Origin of the sequence: Mesorhizobium sp. STM 4661 (assembly GCF_000359125.1) — a bacterium.
Classification (GTDB): domain Bacteria; phylum Pseudomonadota; class Alphaproteobacteria; order Rhizobiales; family Rhizobiaceae; genus Mesorhizobium.
Map to the genome: position 1 here is coordinate 59,408 of NZ_CAAF010000061.1, position 16,308 is coordinate 75,715.

Consider the following 16,308-nt stretch of genomic DNA (forward strand, 5'->3'; position numbering starts at 1 on the left):
GCCATTTCAAGGCCTATTCGGCGGTGTCCGTACCGGCGTCTTCAACACCGGTATCCGCCCCGGCTTCGACGTTCTCTTCAGCTTCCTCGTCCGATTGCGGTTCCGAAATCCGCTCCACCGACACGACCTTCTCGCCCTCGGCCGTGTTGAAGATGGTCACGCCCTTGGTGGCGCGGCTGGCGAAACGGATATCGTGGACCGGCACGCGGATGACGGTGCCGCCATCCGAAACCAGCATGATCTGATCGTCATTGCCGACCGGGAAGGTCGCCACCAGGCGGCCGATCTCGGCCGTCTTCGACACGTCGGTGGCACGGATGCCCTTGCCGCCACGTCCCGTCAGGCGGAAATCATAGGAAGACGAGCGCTTGCCGTAGCCATATTCCGTCACCGTCAGCACGAATTGTTCATGCGCCTTGAGGAATTCGTAGCGCTCGTCGGAAAGCTCCGTCTCCTCGCCAACCTCCTCATTGGTGAGCTGGATGTCTTCTTCCTCGCCGACCGCGATGCCGGCGGCCAGCCGCCGTTCGGCCACCACCCGCTTGAGAAAGGCGGCACGCTCGGCCGGCGGCGCATCGACATGCTCGATCACCGCCATCGAGATCACCCTGTCGGTATCGGCCATGGCAATGCCGCGCACGCCGACCGAATTGCGGCTCTGGAACACGCGCACGTCGCTGACCGAAAAGCGGATGCATTGGCCGGAACTTGCGGTCAAAAGCACGTCTTCATTGTCTGTGCAAGTCTCGACGCCGAGGATCTCGTCGCCTTCCTCTTCCAGCTTCATGGCGATCTTGCCGTTGCGGTTGACCTGGACGAAGTCCGACAGCTTGTTGCGGCGCACGGTGCCGCGCGTGGTGGCAAACATCACATCGAGCTCGCCCCAGCTGGTCTCGTCCTCGGGCAGCGGCATGATCGTGGTGATGCGCTCGCCCTGCTCCAGCGGCAGCATGTTGATCAGCGCCTTGCCGCGCGACTGCGGGTTGCCGATCGGCAGCCGCCAGACCTTTTCCTTGTAGACGATACCGCGCGAGGAGAAGAACAGCACCGGCGTGTGCGTATTGGCGACGAACAGCCGGGTGACGAAATCCTCTTCCTTGGTCGACATGCCGGAGCGGCCCTTGCCGCCGCGGCGCTGCGCCCGGTAGAGCGACAGCGGCACGCGCTTGATGTAGCCGGAATGGCTGACGGTCACGACCATGTCCTCGCGCTGGATCAGGTCCTCGTCTTCCATGTCCGCCCCACCGTCGGTGAGCTCGGTGCGGCGCGGCGTGCCGAACTCGTCGCGCACGGCGATGAGCTCGTCCTTGACGATCTGCTGGATACGGGCGCGGGACGACAAAATGTCAAGATAATCAACAATTTCGACGCCGATCGTATTCAACTCATCGGCGATCTCGTCGCGGCCGAGCGCGGTCAGGCGCTGCAGGCGCAATTCGAGGATGGCGCGGGCTTGTTCGTCCGACAGATTGTAGGTGCCGTCCTCGTTGATACGGTGGCGCGGATCGTCGATCAGGAGGATCAGCGATTCGACGTCTCCCGAGGGCCAGCGCCGTTCCATCAACTGTTCGCGCGCCGTCTGCGGGTCCGGCGCGGTGCGGATGAGCTTGATCACCTCGTCGATATTGGCGACGGCGATTGCCAAACCGACCAGCACATGGGCGCGGTCGCGCGCCTTGCGCAGCAGGAATTTAGTGCGCCGGCTGATCACCTCCTCGCGGAAGGAGACAAACGCCTTCAGCATATCGATCAGCGTCAGCACTTCCGGCTTGCCGCCGTTGAGCGCCACCATATTGGCGCCGAAGGAGGTCTGCAGCGGCGTGAAGCGATAGAGCTGGTTGAGGATGACGTCGGCGACCGCGTCGCGCTTCAATTCGATGACGACGCGGTAACCCTGGCGGTCGCTCTCGTCGCGAATGTCGGAAATGCCTTCGATGCGCTTGTCGCGCACCAGTTCGGCCATTTTTTCGATCATCGAGGCCTTGTTCACCTGGTAGGGAACCTCGGTGATGACGATCGATTCACGGTCGTTGCCGCGCTGCTCGACATTGACGCGGCCGCGCATGACGATGGAGCCGCGGCCGGTCGAATAGGCGCTGTAGATGCCGGAACGACCAAGCACGATGCCGCCGGTCGGGAAGTCCGGTCCCGGGATGATTTCCATCAGCGCCGGCAGATCGATCGCCGGATTGTCGATGATGGCGATGGCGCCATTGCAGACTTCGGCGAGATTATGCGGCGGAATGTTGGTGGCCATGCCGACGGCAATGCCGCCGGAACCGTTGACCAGAAGGTTGGGGAAGCGAGCCGGCAGCACCTTCGGCTCGGTGTCGGAGGCGTCATATGTGTCCTGGAAATCGACGGTTTCCTTGTCGATGTCCTCCAGCAGTTCATGCGCGACCTTGGTCAGCCGCGACTCGGTGTAGCGCATCGCCGCCGGCGGATCGCCGTCGATCGAGCCGAAATTGCCCTGCCCGTCGATCAGCGGCACGCGCAGCGACCAGTCCTGCGCCATGCGCACCAAGGCGTCATAGATCGAGGCGTCGCCATGCGGATGGTATTTACCCATCACGTCGGCGACCGGGCGGGCCGACTTCACATATTTGCGGTTCCAGTGGTAGCCGCTCTCATGCGCCGCATAGAGAATGCGGCGATGCACCGGCTTCAGGCCGTCGCGCACGTCGGGCAGCGCACGGCTGACGATCACGCTCATGGCGTAATCGAGATAGGAGCGCTGCATCTCCTCGATGATGGATATCGGCTCGATGCCGGTTGGGCCGCCGTCGCTGCCGCGCGGTGTCTTCTGGTCAGTCAAAACAGGTCACAATCCAGTCAGGAATCACTTGCTGCTTATATAGGAAGCAGGACCGGAACTCCAATGTCCGCAAGACTTTTCCAGTGTCCATTTTTGTGGTGATTTCAAAAGGATACCGCTGATTGCGACGATATGGCCGATGTGCCTTTCAAGGCGACCGAAGCAAAGCCCGCATGGCATCCCGCGCGCCCGCCGTAGAAAGTAGCTGCGGATGCTAAGCTGACGATCCACGAGCACGATAGGTGCCGGGTGCCTCGCCCATAACCCGCCGGAAACGGCGGTTGAAGGTCGACAGATCGTTGAAACCCGCCTCGAAGGCGATCGCCGAAATCGCATCGTTCGACATGCGCAGCCGCATCGCCGCCCTGTGCAGCCGCGTTTTCAGCAGAAACTGGTAAGGCGTCATGCCCGCCACTTGCCGGAACGTCCGCAGGAAATGATAGGGGCTGGTCGCCGTCCCGTCGGCAAGCTCGGCGAGCGAAAGTGGCCGATCGGCGTCCAGTTCGATCAGCCTCACTGCTTCAGCCACCCGCTTCTGGTCGCGGCGGCTCGGCGCCCTGCAGGCCTGTGTGGAACCCGAGGCGGCGGCGACCACCGCGCCGGCGATGCGCAGGCCAAGTTCCTCGAACGCATCGCTGTCGGCCGTCTCGCGCGCGGCCTCCGCTTCCGCCAGCAGCGGCGCCAGCACCGGCAAGGGCGGCAGGCGAGGCGCCGCAAAGCCCAGTCGCCTCGCGCCAGGCACCTCAGAGACGATGCCTTCCATGTAGGCCGGGGCAAAATGAAACGAGAGGCTGCGGTCGCCGGCTCCATGCTCGTGGCCGCATTCATAGCAGGCGCCGGGATTGCCGAGCAGGATAGCGCCCGGCGCCAGCATCGCCATGCCCTGCCGCGTGCGGTAGCGGAAGGTGCCGCTGGTCACCGCGGCGATACAGAAAGTCCGGTGCTCTTCCTCGAACGGGCTGTCGCCGGCGCCAGCCGTGCACACCACGTCGCACACCTGCCAACCCTGCCCCGATGCAAGGTTCTGTTCGCTCGTTGCCATGGTCCAAAAGATAGCAATTTTTCCCAAGCGCGGAACCCTGCCCGGGGCCTATCACTTGCAGTCTCCTGACAGCACGAAGGCAGCAACCATGACAGATCCGTCCTCCTTTACCGAAGCCCTGCACAATGACGGACCCAACCCCGGCCTGGCCGAAAGGCTGGACCTTTACGGCCGCTTCGTCGGCGCCTGGACATTCGATGCCACGCGCCATCTCGAAGACGGCGCGGTTCTGACCGGGCGCGGCGAAGTGCATTTCGGCTGGGTTCTGGAAGGCAGGGCAATCCAGGATGTATGGATTCTGCCCGCGCGGAACACTGGCGCACAGGTTTCCCTCGGCACGTGGACGTTCCACGGCACGACATTGCGCGTCTACGATCCTGGCCTCGACGCATGGCACATTTTCTGGAGCGACCCGCGCAACCAGTATTTTAGCCGCCAGCTTGGCCGCGCCGAAGGCGACACGATCGTCCAGCAAGGTGTAGACGCCCGCGGCTGCTCCGTGCGCTGGAGCTTTTTCCGGATCACTGAGAACTCGTTCCGCTGGCTGGGCGAGTGTTCGCATGACGGCAGCGCGGACTGGCGCCTCGAAGTCGAGTTCCTGGCGCGCCGCCCGACTCCAGCCTGATCAACCAGAACATTGAAAATATGGAGAAAAATATGCTTGACCATGTCTCGATCGGGGTCCGCGACACCGACGCCGCGAAACGCTTCTACGATGCCGCGCTGAAGCCGCTCGGCTACACATGCCTCAGCCAGTCACCCGGCTCGCTCGGTTATGGCGGGGAAACGGTGGCGCTCTGGGTGAACGAGGCGCCGCGGCCGGTGAAGGCGGATGCGGAGTCCGGCCTGCACTTCTGCTTCGTCGCGCCGACGCGCGCCAGCGTCGATGCGTTCCACGTGGCGGCGCTCCGCGAAGGCGGTAGCGACAATGGCCCGCCCGGCCTGCGAGCGTCTTATGGCGAAAACTACTACGCCGCCTTCGTCATCGATCCGGATGGATACCGCATCGAAGCCTATTGCAGCGCCGCCAGCTAGCCGGCTCAAATCCCCTCGCCCGCTGTTTCCAGCGCCCCTGCTTTGCTCTACCAATTGTAGGGTTCGGGCATCGCCCGGCGGGAGGGGCCAGAGATGCCGAGCTTCGACAGCCTGTTCAACGCCTTCGTCACCATTTTGGTGACCATCGACCCGCCCGGGTTGGCGCCGCTCTTCCTTGCCGTGACACGCGGCATGAACCGCGAGGAACGTCAGCAGGTCTCCGTCCGCGCCTCGATCATCGGCTTTCTGGTGATGGCGCTGTTTGCGGTCGCCGGCGCGTCGATCCTGTCGGTGTTCGGCATCACCCTGCCGGCGTTTCGCGTCGCCGGCGGATTTCTTCTGTTCTTCATCGCTTTCGAAATGGTGTTCGAGCGGCGGCAGGACCGCAAGGAAAAGATCGGCGACGTCGCCATTACCAAGGACATGATCCACAACATCGCCGCCTTTCCGCTGGCGATCCCGCTGATTGCCGGTCCGGGCGCCATTTCCGCGACTGTCCTGCTGTCCGGCTCGTTCCAGGGCTTTGCCGCGCAGGCAGCCCTTGTCGGCATCATAGCGATCTGCCTTGCGATCACATATCTGGTGTTCGTATTGGCCGAGCGTATCGACCGCATCCTCGGCCAGACCGGCCGTTCGATCCTGACCCGGCTGCTCGGCGTCATCCTGGCGGCACTTGCCGTGCAGTTCGTCGCCGACGGCATCAAGGCGCTGATGGCGGGCTGACGTCAAGAATGGCTGTTGATCCCAAGGTTGTGGAACTGGAGCTCGCGTTGTTGAGGGCGCCAACCCGCCATGATCCGGATTTTCTCGAAGCCGTGCTCGACGACAGCATGATCGAATTCGGAAAATCCGGCAGCGAATACAACAAACGGTCGGTCCTGGAGGCGCTTGTCGCATCGAAGGAGGAACCTGCCCCGGACGATCAGCTGGAAATGACCGACATCAGAACAGTCGAATTGGCGCCCGAAGTGGTGCTTCTGATTTATCGGCTAAAACCAAGGAAAGAAACCGCAATTGCATCACTGCGCAGCTCCGTGTGGAAGCGCATCGACGGGCATTGGCGATTGGTGTTCCATCAGGGGACTCGGGCCACCCCCGAAGGGGCCTCTGAAGACCGCAGCTAGCCAGGGCGACGACCCGTTGCCCGGTCCTACTTCGCCGTGTCGACGACTTCAAAATCGTGAGTGATGGTCGCCGTCTTGGCCAGCATTGCCGAGGCCGAGCAGTATTTTTCGATCGACAGGTTGATCGCCCGTTTCACCTTGTCGCGCGACAGCGCCCGGCCCTTGACGATGAAACGCATGTGGATGCGGGTGAACACTCGGGGCTCGGTTTCCGCCCGGTCGCAGTCGAGTTCGACCACACAGTCCTCGATCGCCTCACGCCCCTTTTCGAGGATATGAACCACGTCATAGGCCGAGCAGCCGCCAGTGCCGATCAGCACCAGTTCCATCGGGCTCGGCCCCGGCGTCTTGCCTTCCGGGCCGAAAGCGGTTCCCAGCACCAGTTTGTGGCCGCTGCCGGACTCGCCGACAAAGGTGCGTTCCTCGACCCATTTGACGCGTGCTTTCACTGCATTCTTCCTTGCGAGACCACCTTACTGACCGAACGCGACCGCATGCATGATCCGGCCGGGCAGCAGCGTGAAGACGCCGGCGCCGACCAGCGCGAAAAAATAGAGCTTGATCATGGCGCCGCGATGCCTTGCGACCTGATGGCCGTGCGCATGCCAGACCGCCAGCGGGACGGTGACCAGCACCAGGATCGACAGCAGATGGATCGGGCTGAAAGGACCGATCAGGCGTATCTCCTGTATCCAGAAACTGCTGATGGCGATGACCAGCATCAGCGCCGCCCAGACATAGCCCAAGGCACGGTGGCGCAGTGTGCCTTTCGGCAAGGCCAGTTGCGCCCCGCCTATCGCCAGTGCGGCAAAGGCCGCAAACGCATGCCACGGGATGGGAGGGCGCGCGGACAGCAGCGGTTCGAGAGACATCTCGCCCTCTTCTCAAATGCCCCGGGTATTCACTCAGAACGGGATTTCGTCGTCCAATTCGCGTGACGAACCACCGCCGCCGCCCTTTGATCCACCACCGCTGCCGCCACCACCGCGGTTGACGCTCTCGCTCGGGCTTGACTGTCCAAAATCGGAGCCGCGGCTGTTGCCGCCGCCGGCATAGTTGCCGACCTGACCGCCACCCTCGCCACGCGCGTCGAGCATCTGCAGCTCGCCGCGGAACTTCTGCAGCACGACCTCGGTCGTATAGCGGTCATTGCCGGTCTGGTCCTGCCATTTGCGCGTCTGCAGCTGGCCCTCGACATAGACCTTCATGCCCTTCTTCAGATACTGCTCCGCCACCTTGGCGAGCTGGTCGTTGAAGATCACGACATTGTGCCACTCGGTCTTTTCCTTGCGCTCGCCGGAAGTCTTGTCGCGCCAGCTTTCCGACGTGGCGATGCGGATGTTGACGACCGGATCACCGGAATTCAGGCGGCGGATTTCAGGGTCCGCCCCGAGATTGCCGACCAGAATGACCTTGTTGACGCTACCCGCCATCACATTTCTCCGCGCTCATCCGAAACCAAATTTCTGTCGCACGCACCTTACAGGCTGCGGACAATCCCCGCCTGCTGTGGCTGCCTTTTCCCACAAGGTTTTTGTTCTCTTTTCGTTCTATGTTGAAGGGCCTGCGCTGTCAATAGTTGTCAGCAACAAGTAGTATCCGGGTCTGGAAATTTCCACGACATCTGGAGCAGGAGCCAAAAGGGGCAAGCAATGAAGACGCTCGCGCATGAGGACCAGCCATGGGAAGAATGGCGCGCGGGAGTACAAACCCGGATGCTTATTTCGGCCCGCAATGGCGCAGCTCAGCTTTGCCTGTTCGAGCAAAGGGTGGAGCCCGCGGCGGGTGCCCCTACGCATTGGCACCCGGTCGAGGAGGTGCTTACCGTCATCACCGGCAATGCCGAGATGTGGATCGACGAAGAATATAGCGGCCTGACGGCTGGACAGTCACTCGTTGTTCCCGCCTTCAGGAAACACGGTTTCCGAAATGTCGGCTCCGATACGCTTCACGTCTATGCCGTGCTCGCATCCTCGATCTTCGAGGCCACCTTTGAAGGATCGGCTGAGCCGGTGAAGCGCTGGCTTCCAGCGGCTTCGTAAAACGGCACTTGCCAAACCAATAAGTATCGACTTATGCTTTCGCCATGATCGAAGCAGAGATTTTTCGCGCCCTGGCCGACCCGACACGCCGCGCCGTCTACGAGCGCCTCGCCGCCGGCGAGATGACGGTGTCGGAATTGCGCGGCGGCATGACGGTGTCGCAGCCGGCCGTCTCCCAGCATCTCGCGGTGCTGCGCGGCGCAGGCCTGGTCACCGAGCGGCGGACCGGCCGCAACGCCTATTACCGCGCCGATCCGCAAGGGCTTGAGCCGCTGCTCGGCTGGATCGAACGCTACCGTGCGTTCTGGCCGGAGCGCATTGAGAGGCTGAAGACGGTTTTGAAGGACATGGATCAATGACACGAGAAGAACATGCGAAAAGTGCTGCTGACTCGCTCGAATTCCAATGCGAGCTTCCGGATCCGCCAGAGAAAGTCTGGCGAGCGCTGACCGAGCCGAAGCTGCTCGCGGCCTGGCTGATGCCCAACGACATCGAGCCGGAAATCGGCAGCCGCTTTGCCTTTGCCGGGCCTGATGCGCGGATCGACTGCGAAATCCTCGAGGCCGAACCCGGACGGCTGCTGCGCTATTCCTGGCGCGAGCAGTTAAAGACCCGGGATGCAGCCCGGCCGGAGCCACTCGACAGCCCGTTGGACAGCCCAATGGACAGCATCGTCACGTTCACGCTCGACCGCACGGTTTCCGGCGGCACGCATCTGCGCATCGTCCATAGTGGTTTCGCGCATGCCGCGGCGCCCGCCATAGCCCTCCCTTCGGTCACAATGGCGGCGAGCGGCTGCCGCCTTTCGCTGGGCGCACACAACCCCACACCCAATCTGCCTCTCGCCGCAAACGCACCACGCCTGTTGTTGCGCGCGGCCTGAACGACAACCAACGGAGAGAAAAGATGAGCGGGCTTGCCAATCTGGTGCCGATGGTGATCGAGCAATCGAGCCGCGGCGAACGCGCTTTCGACATTTTTTCGCGGCTGCTGCGCGAGCGCATCGTTTTCATCAACGGCCAGATCGACGATGGCATGTCGGCGCTGGTCTGCGCCCAGCTTTTGTCGCTGGAATCGGACAATCCCGACAAGGAGATCTCGCTCTACATCAACTCGCCGGGCGGCGTGGTGACCAGCGGCTTCGCCATCTACGATACGATGCAATATATCAGTTGCCCGGTGTCGACGGTCTGCATGGGCTTTGCCGCCTCGATGGCCTCTTTCCTGCTGATGGCGGGCACGCCGGGGCGGCGCATCGCGCTGCCCAACACCAGCATCGTGCTGCATCAGCCGCTCGGCGGCTTCCAGGGCCAGGCTTCCGACATCCAGCGCCACGCCGAGGGTATTCTGCGCACCAAGCGCCGCATGACCGAGCTTTATGCGCATCATTGCGGCCGCACCTATGAGGAGGTCGAACGCACGCTCGACCGCGATTTTTTCATGACCACCGAGGAAGCCAAGGCATGGGGCCTCGTCGACCATGTTTTCGGCACCCGCAAGAAGGCGGCGTGAAGCAAGCCGGCTGACACGCGGCAATTTGACTGCAGCCGGTCTGGCCTCGCACGCGGCGTGACACTATAGTCCGCGAAATGACCGACAGCCGTTCATCCAGACCATTGCGCCGTGCCGCCGCTACCTTTGCCGGTGCCTGCCTGCTGGCAGGCAATGCCTTTGCCGATGAGAGTTCGCCGCAAAAGGGCGCCCTGCCCGGCGTGACCAGCGACTATCGCATCGCCAGGCCGGCCCCACAGCCAGAACCCGACGACGCGTTGCCGGCCGGTGGCAATGGCCAGTTCAAGATCGGCAATACCGATGTCAGGATTTCCGGCAGCATAACCATCGATGTCGGCGCCGGCGCGATCAAGCCGCCCAATCGTTAGACCGGTGAGCACGCCAAACCGTCACCGCGGCAAATGATGCCCGGTATCCCCCTTCCCTTCGTTACCTCGCTCTTGCTGATCATTCTTCTCGTGAGACTGATCGGTCAGCGGGAGCCGGCATTGCGTCCAGAAATCGCTTTCGTTGGCGCCTGCGCGACGCTGGTCACGATCGTGGGGCTGCGCTGGAGCTTCGATGTCCAGGCCATACGGTTCATCCAACCCATCGTAGCCTGCTTGCTGCCGCCAATCGCCTGGTTCTGCTTTGCCGGGCTGACGGGAGCACGAAGCTCGATGCGGCTGTGGCTCCACGCCATTCCGGTCGGTATTGTGGCAATCCTGTCCACCGCGTGGATGAGATGGCACCCGCCGATCGATCTGATTTTGACGGCTGTGTTCTTCGGCTATGGATTTGCCTTGCTGCGCCTCGCAGCGGCTGGGCCTGATGGTCTCGGCGCGGCGCGACTTGCCGATGCGGCAAAGGCTCACAAGGCCACTGTGATAGCGGGGCTGGTCCTGGTCAGTTCCGGCGTCGTCGACCTTCTGATCGCCGGCGATTTTGATTTCTACCAGGGCGCCCATGCTGCTTCGATCATTGCCATCGCCAATCTGTTGACCCTGCCGCTCATCGCCTATGCCGTGGCGGCCGTCGGGAACAGCGTATCTGCCTCGGAAGCCAACGACGCCGCACAAGATCGGCTGACCGACAGGACGATGGCTTCCAACCGACCTGAGCCATCCGATCTCGCAACGGCAAACGACGCGAGGATCGTCGAAACCGTCGATGGGTTGATGCGCGAAAGACAGATGTTCCGCGACCCGGATTTGACCTTGAACCGTCTGGCCAGAAGGGCCGGCATTCCATCGCGACAGATTTCAGCCGCCATAAATCGCGTGCGTGGCCGCAACGTATCGCAGGTGGTCAACGAATATCGAATTGAGCACGCGAAACGGCTTCTCGCCAATTCCGACCTGCCGGTGACCACCATCATGTTCGAGGCAGGATTCCAGACCAAGTCGAACTTCAATCGGGAATTCCTTCGGCTGACAGGAACCAGTCCGAGCGACTTTCGCCGCTCGAACATACACAATCCCAGTGAGGCTGCGCCTATTTCGGCGGGATTGCCCGCGCCAGAAACGCGATGATCAGGTCCGAAACCTGGCGGTGAATGGCCTCCCGGTCTCGTGTTCCTCCGTCCTTGCAGACGATGCCATCGCCGGGCGTTTCCTCTTCGATCAAGGCGACAGCTCCCGGCTTGCAGAGCTGCATGAAGCTGAAATGCATGGCGTCGGCGATTTCGACATAGCTGGATGTTGCCGTGGGCAGGTTCGCGGCAAGATAGCCCGACTCCAGTCTGGCCGGCATGTCGCCAATGTCGACGCCCGCGCCAATGATCAGTGCCGGCACATGAAAAGCAGCGAGGCTTTCGGGCGTGAAACCGCGCGCGAGCCCAAGATCGAGCGAAACGACGGCGCCAATCCTGGCGTCGCTCAAATCGCCATCGAGCTCGCTGCCGCCACCGGGAACAATGCCCAGTTCGGCGGAAAGGGCACAGGCGCGCGGGCTCGAATGCGTCTTGCAGTCCCGCGTAAACAGGCCGGTGCTGAAGCGTGCCCCGGCAAGCGCGGTGACGGTCCATCCGCCAAGGGAGTGGCCGATTGCTGCGATGCGAGCCGGTTCGATGGTTCCTGCCAATGACGGATCCTTGACCAGCGCGTCGATCACGCGGCTGAGGTCGTGGGGGCGCTGCCAAAGCCTTGCCGCTTCCGCCGGGCTTTTGTTGAAGGTCGTGGTTCCAGGATGGTCAGGTGCCGCGACCACATATCCCCGGTGGACAAGCTCGCTTGCGAGCCAGCCGAGGTTTCTCCAACTGCCGCCATAGCCGTGCGACAGGACGACGAGCGAATGCGCATCCTTTGTCGGATGGGCGTTTTTGATAGCCGGTATGCCGTAGAAGACGCGGTTTTCGCCGACAGCCACGATCGGGCCATCGTCGCTGGTCGGATACCAGATACTGACATGCAGCGGCCGATCGCCCACTGCATCCGGCAGCTCGGTTTCACGAAAGCCGATGGCCTCGGCCGCCTGTGCGACAGAGATAGAGATCGAGAACATGGCAGGCAGGACTAGGGTGAGAAGAGGTTTAAGCATGGAAATCTCCGACAAGGATTGAACATGCGTTCATTGTCGGAGATGGCGGACCGCGGCGACCTACAACGCGATTGAGGACGTCAACCGATGCGTTTCCGTGCCGCCTCAAACGAACAGCCCCGCCGTAGCTTCCGCAAACGGACGGGGCTTTTATGGATATCAAATCCAAATCGCCGGGAATGTTTTACCGGCTTTTGATTTCGGATGCTTCGCGGCATTCAGCCGACGATCCGACTAGTGGTCTCTGATTTCTGGGGGATCGGCAGATCACGGTTTGTCGGGCGGCGCATACGCCTACCCTGGCACTTATGCCTGCCGTGGCTCCAGCGATGTCTGGAGCCTCAAGGGACTATCCGGTGGCGTCATGCTCCGCTCCTGTGTCCGTTGCGACATTGTGTCCTCCGAAGCGCTAATCGCACAGCCTGCGGCGTCTCGCAGGCCGCCTGTGGGTGGCGAGGCCATCGAAAGACGGCCAGCTTCGTTGACTTCCGGAGACTGCGCCCCTCAGTCAGCGCCGTCAACCGTCAATAGCCGGGTTACTAAAAATGTGATCGCCAGGAGGTTACGTGAAGGTCAGGTTACGTGAGGGTCAGGTTACGTGAGGGTCACTTCCCCACAGCTTTTGTCAGGAGCGTGTTCGGCCTTTGTTCTTTCCGCTTGCCCGCTCGCGCGAAAGACGGTTAAACGCTTCAGTCGGGAGTTCTCTCGACGTGGCGGCGAAATGACCTACATAGGGGATGGCCGGGAAACCCCGCCACTCCAGCAGATTCCAGACCTGAGGCGGCGACCGGCGATGGCCGACCATAAATATCTTTCCATTCGCGGGGCGCGCGAACACAATCTGAAGAATGTCGATCTCGACCTGCCGCGTGACAGCCTGATCGTCATGACCGGCCTGTCGGGCTCCGGCAAGTCGTCGCTCGCCTTCGACACCATCTATGCCGAGGGCCAGCGCCGCTACGTCGAGAGCCTGTCGGCCTATGCCAGGCAATTCCTGGAAATGATGCAGAAGCCAGACGTCGACCAGATCGACGGCCTGTCGCCTGCTATCTCCATCGAGCAGAAGACCACTTCGAAGAACCCGCGTTCGACGGTCGGCACCGTCACCGAGATCTACGACTACATGCGGCTGCTGTTCGCGCGCGTCGGCGTGCCCTATTCGCCGGCCACCGGCCTGCCGATCGAAAGCCAGACGGTTTCGCAGATGGTCGACCGCGTGCTGGCGGTCGAGGAAGGCACCCGCCTGTTCATCCTGGCGCCCATCGTGCGCGGCCGCAAGGGCGAGTACCGCAAGGAACTCTTGGAGCTGCAGAAGAAGGGCTTTCAGCGCGTCAAGGTCGACGGCGTCTTCTACGAGATCGCCGATGTGCCGGCGCTGGACAAGAAGTACAAGCACGACCTCGACGTCGTCGTCGACCGTATCGTGGTGCGCGGCGACCTCGCCACGCGGCTGGCCGATTCCATCGAGACAGCGCTGAAGCTTGCCGAAGGGCTGGCGGTCGCCGAATTCGCCGACCGGCCGCTCGACGCCAGCCAGACCGGCGAGGACTCCGTCAACAAGTCGAAGAACGAGACGCATGAGCGCATCCTGTTCTCGGAAAAATTCGCCTGCCCGGTTTCCGGCTTCACCATTCCCGAGATCGAGCCGAGGCTGTTCTCGTTCAACAACCCGTTCGGCGCCTGCCCGACCTGCGACGGCCTCGGCAGCCAGCGCGCCATCGACGCCAGCCTGATCGTGCCCGACGAAAACGTCTCGCTGCGCGCCGGCGCCGTCAGCCCGTGGGCGAAGTCGACCTCGCCCTACTACGCACAGACGCTGGAAGCCTTGGGCAAGGCCTATGATTTCAAGCTGGGCGACAAGTTCAGGGATCTGAGCGAAGAGGCGAAGCAAGCCATCCTGCATGGCACCGGCGAGCGCGAGGTCACCTTCCAGTATGATGACGGCCTGCGCTCCTACAAGACGACCAAGACGTTCGAAGGCGTCATTCCCAACCTCGAGCGACGCTGGAAGGAAACCGAATCCGCCTGGATGCGCGAGGAGATCGAGCGCTTCATGTCGGCGACGCCCTGCCCCGTCTGCAAAGGCTACCGGCTGAAGCCGGAAGCGCTGGCGGTGAAGATCGCCGGCAAGCACATTGGCGAGGTCACCGAACAGTCGATCCGCAACGCCGACAAATGGTTCACCGAGCTGCCCGCCTCGCTCAACGACAAGCAGAACGAGATCGCGGTGCGCGTGCTCAAGGAAATCCGCGAGCGGCTGCGCTTCCTCAACGATGTCGGGCTCGACTATCTGACGCTGTCGCGCAATTCCGGCACGCTGTCGGGCGGCGAGAGCCAGCGCATCCGTCTGGCGTCACAGATCGGCTCCGGCCTCACCGGCGTGCTCTATGTGCTGGACGAGCCGTCGATCGGCCTGCATCAGCGCGATAATGCGCGCCTGCTCGACACGCTGAAGCATCTGCGCGACATCGGCAACACGGTGATTGTCGTCGAGCATGACGAGGACGCCATCCTGCATGCCGACTATGTCGTCGACATGGGTCCGGCCGCCGGCATCCATGGCGGCGAGATCATCGCGCAGGGAACGCCGCAGCAGGTGATGGCCAATCCCAATTCGGTCACCGGCAAATATCTGTCGGGCGCGCTCGAAGTGGCGACACCCGCCATGCGGCGCGAGGCCAAGAAGAACCGGCGCCTCAAGATCGTCGGCGCGCGCGGCAACAATCTGAAGAACGTGACGGCCGAAATCCCGCTTGGCACGTTTACCGCCGTCACCGGCGTGTCCGGCGGCGGCAAATCGACCTTCCTGATCGAGACGCTGTTCAAGGCGGCGTCGCGCCGCATCATGGGCTCGCGTGAGCATCCGGCCGACCACGACCGCATCGAGGGCCTCGAATTCCTCGACAAGGTCATCGACATCGACCAGTCGCCCATCGGACGGACCCCGCGCTCCAACCCCGCCACCTATACCGGCGCCTTCACGCCTATCCGCGACTGGTTCGCCGGCCTGCCGGAGGCCAAGGCGCGCGGCTACCAGCCCGGCCGTTTCTCGTTCAACGTCAAGGGCGGCCGCTGCGAAGCCTGCCAGGGCGACGGCGTCATCAAGATCGAGATGCACTTCCTGCCGGACGTCTACGTCACCTGCGATGTCTGCCACGGCAAGCGCTACAACCGCGAGACGCTTGATGTCCTGTTCAAGGGCAAGTCGATCGCCGACGTGCTCGACATGACGGTCGAGGAAGGCGTCGATTTCTTCGCCGCCGTGCCCGGCGTGCGCGATAAGCTGGAGACGCTGAAGCAGGTCGGGCTGGGCTATATCCATATCGGCCAGCAGGCGACGACGCTGTCGGGCGGCGAGGCGCAGCGGATAAAGCTCGCCAAGGAATTGTCGCGCAAGGCGACCGGCAAGACGCTCTATATCCTCGACGAGCCGACCACCGGCCTGCATTTCCACGACGTCGCCAAGCTATTGGAAGTGCTGCACGAACTGGTCGACCAGGGCAACACGGTCGTCGTCATCGAGCACAATCTCGAAGTGATAAAAACCGCCGACTGGGTGCTCGACCTCGGCCCCGAGGGCGGCGATGGCGGCGGCGAGCTGGTGGCGTCCGGCACACCGGAAGACATCGTGCGCGAGAAGCGCAGCTATACCGGCCAGTTCCTCAAGGAGCTTTTGGAGCGGCGCCCCGGAGGCAAGCGCGAAGCGGCGGAGTGACTGGGCAGACCAGTTGGGAGCGTTTGAATGACGACCAGAAGAGCGCTTCCCGGTGATCTCCAAACTGTCGTCTCGCTGACCGAAGCCGCCTACGCGCCCTACACCGCGCTGCTCGGCGCGCCGCCGGTGCCAGTCACCGAAGACTACGCGCCGTGCATCGAACGCGGCGAGGTCTGGCTGCTGGAGAGCGGCAATGAACTGGCGGGGTTGATCGTCATCGAGCGGCATCCCGATCATGCGATGATCTTCAGCGTCGCCGTCTCCCCAGCCTTCCAAGGCAAGAGGCTCGGCATCGCGCTACTCAATTTCGCCGACGAGCAGACACGGCTGTGGCATCTGCCGGAGGTGCGGCTCTACACCAATGCGAGGATGGAGCGGAATATCGCGCTCTACACAGCCTATGGTTTTCGCGAAACAGGCCGCCGGCCCAATCCATACCGGCCGGGATGGATGGTCGTCGACATGGCAAAGCCCGTCAACGATATAGCCCCGGCCTGATCGCTTTC

At 62.6% G+C, this 16,308-nt stretch carries 18 protein-coding genes; 12 read left to right on the plus strand and 6 right to left on the minus strand.

From position 1 onward, the window contains the following. Positions 1 to 13: 13 nt before the first annotated feature. Together gyrA and MESS4_RS19745 are read right to left on the minus strand one after the other, a co-directional pair. Positions 14 to 2,815 (minus strand): DNA gyrase subunit A, encoded by a 2,802-nt coding sequence (gene gyrA / locus MESS4_RS19740; protein ID WP_006334754.1) that lies wholly within the window; start codon positions 2,813 to 2,815, stop codon positions 14 to 16. A gap of 214 nt (positions 2,816 to 3,029) precedes the next feature. Next, complete coding sequence (locus tag MESS4_RS19745) at positions 3,030 to 3,857, minus strand: AraC family transcriptional regulator (protein ID WP_006334755.1); 828 nt, start codon at positions 3,855 to 3,857, stop codon at positions 3,030 to 3,032. 88 nt (positions 3,858 to 3,945) lie between these two features. On the opposite strand from MESS4_RS19745, the gene MESS4_RS19750 reads away from it, so the two are divergent. From MESS4_RS19750 to MESS4_RS19765, 4 genes are all read left to right on the plus strand, one after another. Then, on the plus strand, positions 3,946 to 4,482 hold the full coding sequence (locus MESS4_RS19750) for a hypothetical protein (protein WP_006334756.1): 537 nt from the start codon (positions 3,946 to 3,948) through the stop codon (positions 4,480 to 4,482). A 32-nt stretch (positions 4,483 to 4,514) separates the two neighbouring features. Beyond that, the gene (locus MESS4_RS19755; RefSeq protein ID WP_006334757.1) at positions 4,515 to 4,892 is read left to right on the plus strand and encodes a VOC family protein; all 378 of its coding nucleotides are present in this window, start codon (positions 4,515 to 4,517) and stop codon (positions 4,890 to 4,892) included. 93 nt (positions 4,893 to 4,985) lie between these two features. Beyond that, positions 4,986 to 5,615, plus strand: coding sequence for a MarC family protein (locus tag MESS4_RS19760; protein WP_006334758.1), 630 nt, complete (start codon positions 4,986 to 4,988; stop codon positions 5,613 to 5,615). Between the two features lie 8 nt (positions 5,616 to 5,623). After that, on the plus strand, positions 5,624 to 6,016 hold the full coding sequence (locus tag MESS4_RS19765) for a DUF4440 domain-containing protein (RefSeq protein WP_006334759.1): 393 nt from the start codon (positions 5,624 to 5,626) through the stop codon (positions 6,014 to 6,016). A gap of 26 nt (positions 6,017 to 6,042) precedes the next feature. Here MESS4_RS19765 and MESS4_RS19770 read toward each other — a convergent pair whose 3' ends face one another. Genes MESS4_RS19770 through ssb form a run of 3 tightly spaced genes read right to left on the minus strand, consistent with a single transcriptional unit; the run spans position 6,043 to position 7,449 of the window. Further along, positions 6,043 to 6,465, minus strand: a complete 423-nt coding sequence (locus MESS4_RS19770) for an OsmC family protein (protein WP_006334765.1) — start codon at positions 6,463 to 6,465, stop codon at positions 6,043 to 6,045. A 24-nt stretch (positions 6,466 to 6,489) separates the two neighbouring features. After that, complete coding sequence (locus tag MESS4_RS19775; RefSeq protein WP_006334766.1) at positions 6,490 to 6,888, minus strand: DUF2306 domain-containing protein; 399 nt, start codon at positions 6,886 to 6,888, stop codon at positions 6,490 to 6,492. A 33-nt stretch (positions 6,889 to 6,921) separates the two neighbouring features. After that, positions 6,922 to 7,449, minus strand: coding sequence for a single-stranded DNA-binding protein (gene ssb, locus MESS4_RS19780; RefSeq protein WP_006334767.1), 528 nt, complete (start codon positions 7,447 to 7,449; stop codon positions 6,922 to 6,924). Positions 7,450 to 7,668: 219 nt separating this feature from the next. Between ssb and MESS4_RS19785 the strand changes: the two genes are divergently transcribed. The 6 genes from MESS4_RS19785 to MESS4_RS19810 all read left to right on the plus strand — a co-directional run bounded on the left by MESS4_RS19785 (position 7,669) and on the right by MESS4_RS19810 (position 11,081). Beyond that, on the plus strand, positions 7,669 to 8,058 hold the full coding sequence (locus MESS4_RS19785) for a cupin domain-containing protein (RefSeq protein WP_006334768.1): 390 nt from the start codon (positions 7,669 to 7,671) through the stop codon (positions 8,056 to 8,058). 44 nt (positions 8,059 to 8,102) lie between these two features. After that, complete coding sequence (locus MESS4_RS19790; RefSeq protein WP_006334769.1) at positions 8,103 to 8,417, plus strand: metalloregulator ArsR/SmtB family transcription factor; 315 nt, start codon at positions 8,103 to 8,105, stop codon at positions 8,415 to 8,417. Then, positions 8,414 to 8,941: an SRPBCC domain-containing protein gene (locus tag MESS4_RS19795; RefSeq protein WP_006334771.1), complete on the plus strand. Its 528-nt coding sequence runs from the start codon at positions 8,414 to 8,416 to the stop codon at positions 8,939 to 8,941. The genes MESS4_RS19790 and MESS4_RS19795 overlap by 4 nt, the downstream gene beginning before the upstream one ends. A gap of 23 nt (positions 8,942 to 8,964) precedes the next feature. Further along, positions 8,965 to 9,570: an ATP-dependent Clp protease proteolytic subunit gene (locus MESS4_RS19800; RefSeq protein WP_006334773.1), complete on the plus strand. Its 606-nt coding sequence runs from the start codon at positions 8,965 to 8,967 to the stop codon at positions 9,568 to 9,570. A gap of 77 nt (positions 9,571 to 9,647) precedes the next feature. After that, positions 9,648 to 9,938, plus strand: coding sequence for a hypothetical protein (locus MESS4_RS19805; protein WP_006334774.1), 291 nt, complete (start codon positions 9,648 to 9,650; stop codon positions 9,936 to 9,938). 120 nt (positions 9,939 to 10,058) lie between these two features. Continuing rightward, the gene (locus tag MESS4_RS19810; RefSeq protein ID WP_198292782.1) at positions 10,059 to 11,081 is read left to right on the plus strand and encodes an AraC family transcriptional regulator; all 1,023 of its coding nucleotides are present in this window, start codon (positions 10,059 to 10,061) and stop codon (positions 11,079 to 11,081) included. On the opposite strand, the gene MESS4_RS19815 is transcribed toward MESS4_RS19810, so the two are convergent. After that, positions 11,044 to 12,087: an alpha/beta fold hydrolase gene (locus MESS4_RS19815; RefSeq protein WP_006334776.1), complete on the minus strand. Its 1,044-nt coding sequence runs from the start codon at positions 12,085 to 12,087 to the stop codon at positions 11,044 to 11,046. The two genes, MESS4_RS19810 and MESS4_RS19815, sit on opposite strands and share 38 nt — an antisense overlap. Before the next feature lie 793 nt (positions 12,088 to 12,880). Between MESS4_RS19815 and uvrA the strand changes: the two genes are divergently transcribed. Together uvrA and MESS4_RS19825 are read left to right on the plus strand one after the other, a co-directional pair. Then, the gene (gene uvrA / locus MESS4_RS19820; protein ID WP_036241712.1) at positions 12,881 to 15,802 is read left to right on the plus strand and encodes an excinuclease ABC subunit UvrA; all 2,922 of its coding nucleotides are present in this window, start codon (positions 12,881 to 12,883) and stop codon (positions 15,800 to 15,802) included. Positions 15,803 to 15,829: 27 nt separating this feature from the next. Beyond that, entirely contained in the window at positions 15,830 to 16,300 is a 471-nt protein-coding gene (locus MESS4_RS19825; RefSeq protein ID WP_006334779.1) for a GNAT family N-acetyltransferase, read from the plus strand. The last annotated feature ends 8 nt before the right edge of the window (positions 16,301 to 16,308 follow it).

Bases quoted from the DNA above. Each gene is read 5' to 3' on its own strand.
- MESS4_RS19745 (WP_006334755.1), bottom strand. From the start codon at position 3,857: ATGGCAACGAGCGAACAGAACCTTGCATCGGGGCAGGGTTGGCAGGTG.
- MESS4_RS19750 (WP_006334756.1), top strand. From the start codon at position 3,946: ATGACAGATCCGTCCTCCTTTACCGAAGCCCTGCACAATGACGGACCC.
- MESS4_RS19755 (WP_006334757.1), top strand. From the start codon at position 4,515: ATGCTTGACCATGTCTCGATCGGGGTCCGCGACACCGACGCCGCGAAA.
- MESS4_RS19760 (WP_006334758.1), top strand. From the start codon at position 4,986: ATGCCGAGCTTCGACAGCCTGTTCAACGCCTTCGTCACCATTTTGGTG.
- MESS4_RS19765 (WP_006334759.1), top strand. From the start codon at position 5,624: ATGGCTGTTGATCCCAAGGTTGTGGAACTGGAGCTCGCGTTGTTGAGG.
- MESS4_RS19775 (WP_006334766.1), bottom strand. From the start codon at position 6,888: ATGTCTCTCGAACCGCTGCTGTCCGCGCGCCCTCCCATCCCGTGGCAT.
- ssb (WP_006334767.1), bottom strand. From the start codon at position 7,449: ATGGCGGGTAGCGTCAACAAGGTCATTCTGGTCGGCAATCTCGGGGCG.
- MESS4_RS19785 (WP_006334768.1), top strand. From the start codon at position 7,669: ATGAAGACGCTCGCGCATGAGGACCAGCCATGGGAAGAATGGCGCGCG.
- MESS4_RS19790 (WP_006334769.1), top strand. From the start codon at position 8,103: ATGATCGAAGCAGAGATTTTTCGCGCCCTGGCCGACCCGACACGCCGC.
- MESS4_RS19795 (WP_006334771.1), top strand. From the start codon at position 8,414: ATGACACGAGAAGAACATGCGAAAAGTGCTGCTGACTCGCTCGAATTC.
- MESS4_RS19800 (WP_006334773.1), top strand. From the start codon at position 8,965: ATGAGCGGGCTTGCCAATCTGGTGCCGATGGTGATCGAGCAATCGAGC.
- MESS4_RS19805 (WP_006334774.1), top strand. From the start codon at position 9,648: ATGACCGACAGCCGTTCATCCAGACCATTGCGCCGTGCCGCCGCTACC.
- MESS4_RS19815 (WP_006334776.1), bottom strand. From the start codon at position 12,087: ATGCTTAAACCTCTTCTCACCCTAGTCCTGCCTGCCATGTTCTCGATC.
- uvrA (WP_036241712.1), top strand. From the start codon at position 12,881: ATGGCCGACCATAAATATCTTTCCATTCGCGGGGCGCGCGAACACAAT.
- MESS4_RS19825 (WP_006334779.1), top strand. From the start codon at position 15,830: ATGACGACCAGAAGAGCGCTTCCCGGTGATCTCCAAACTGTCGTCTCG.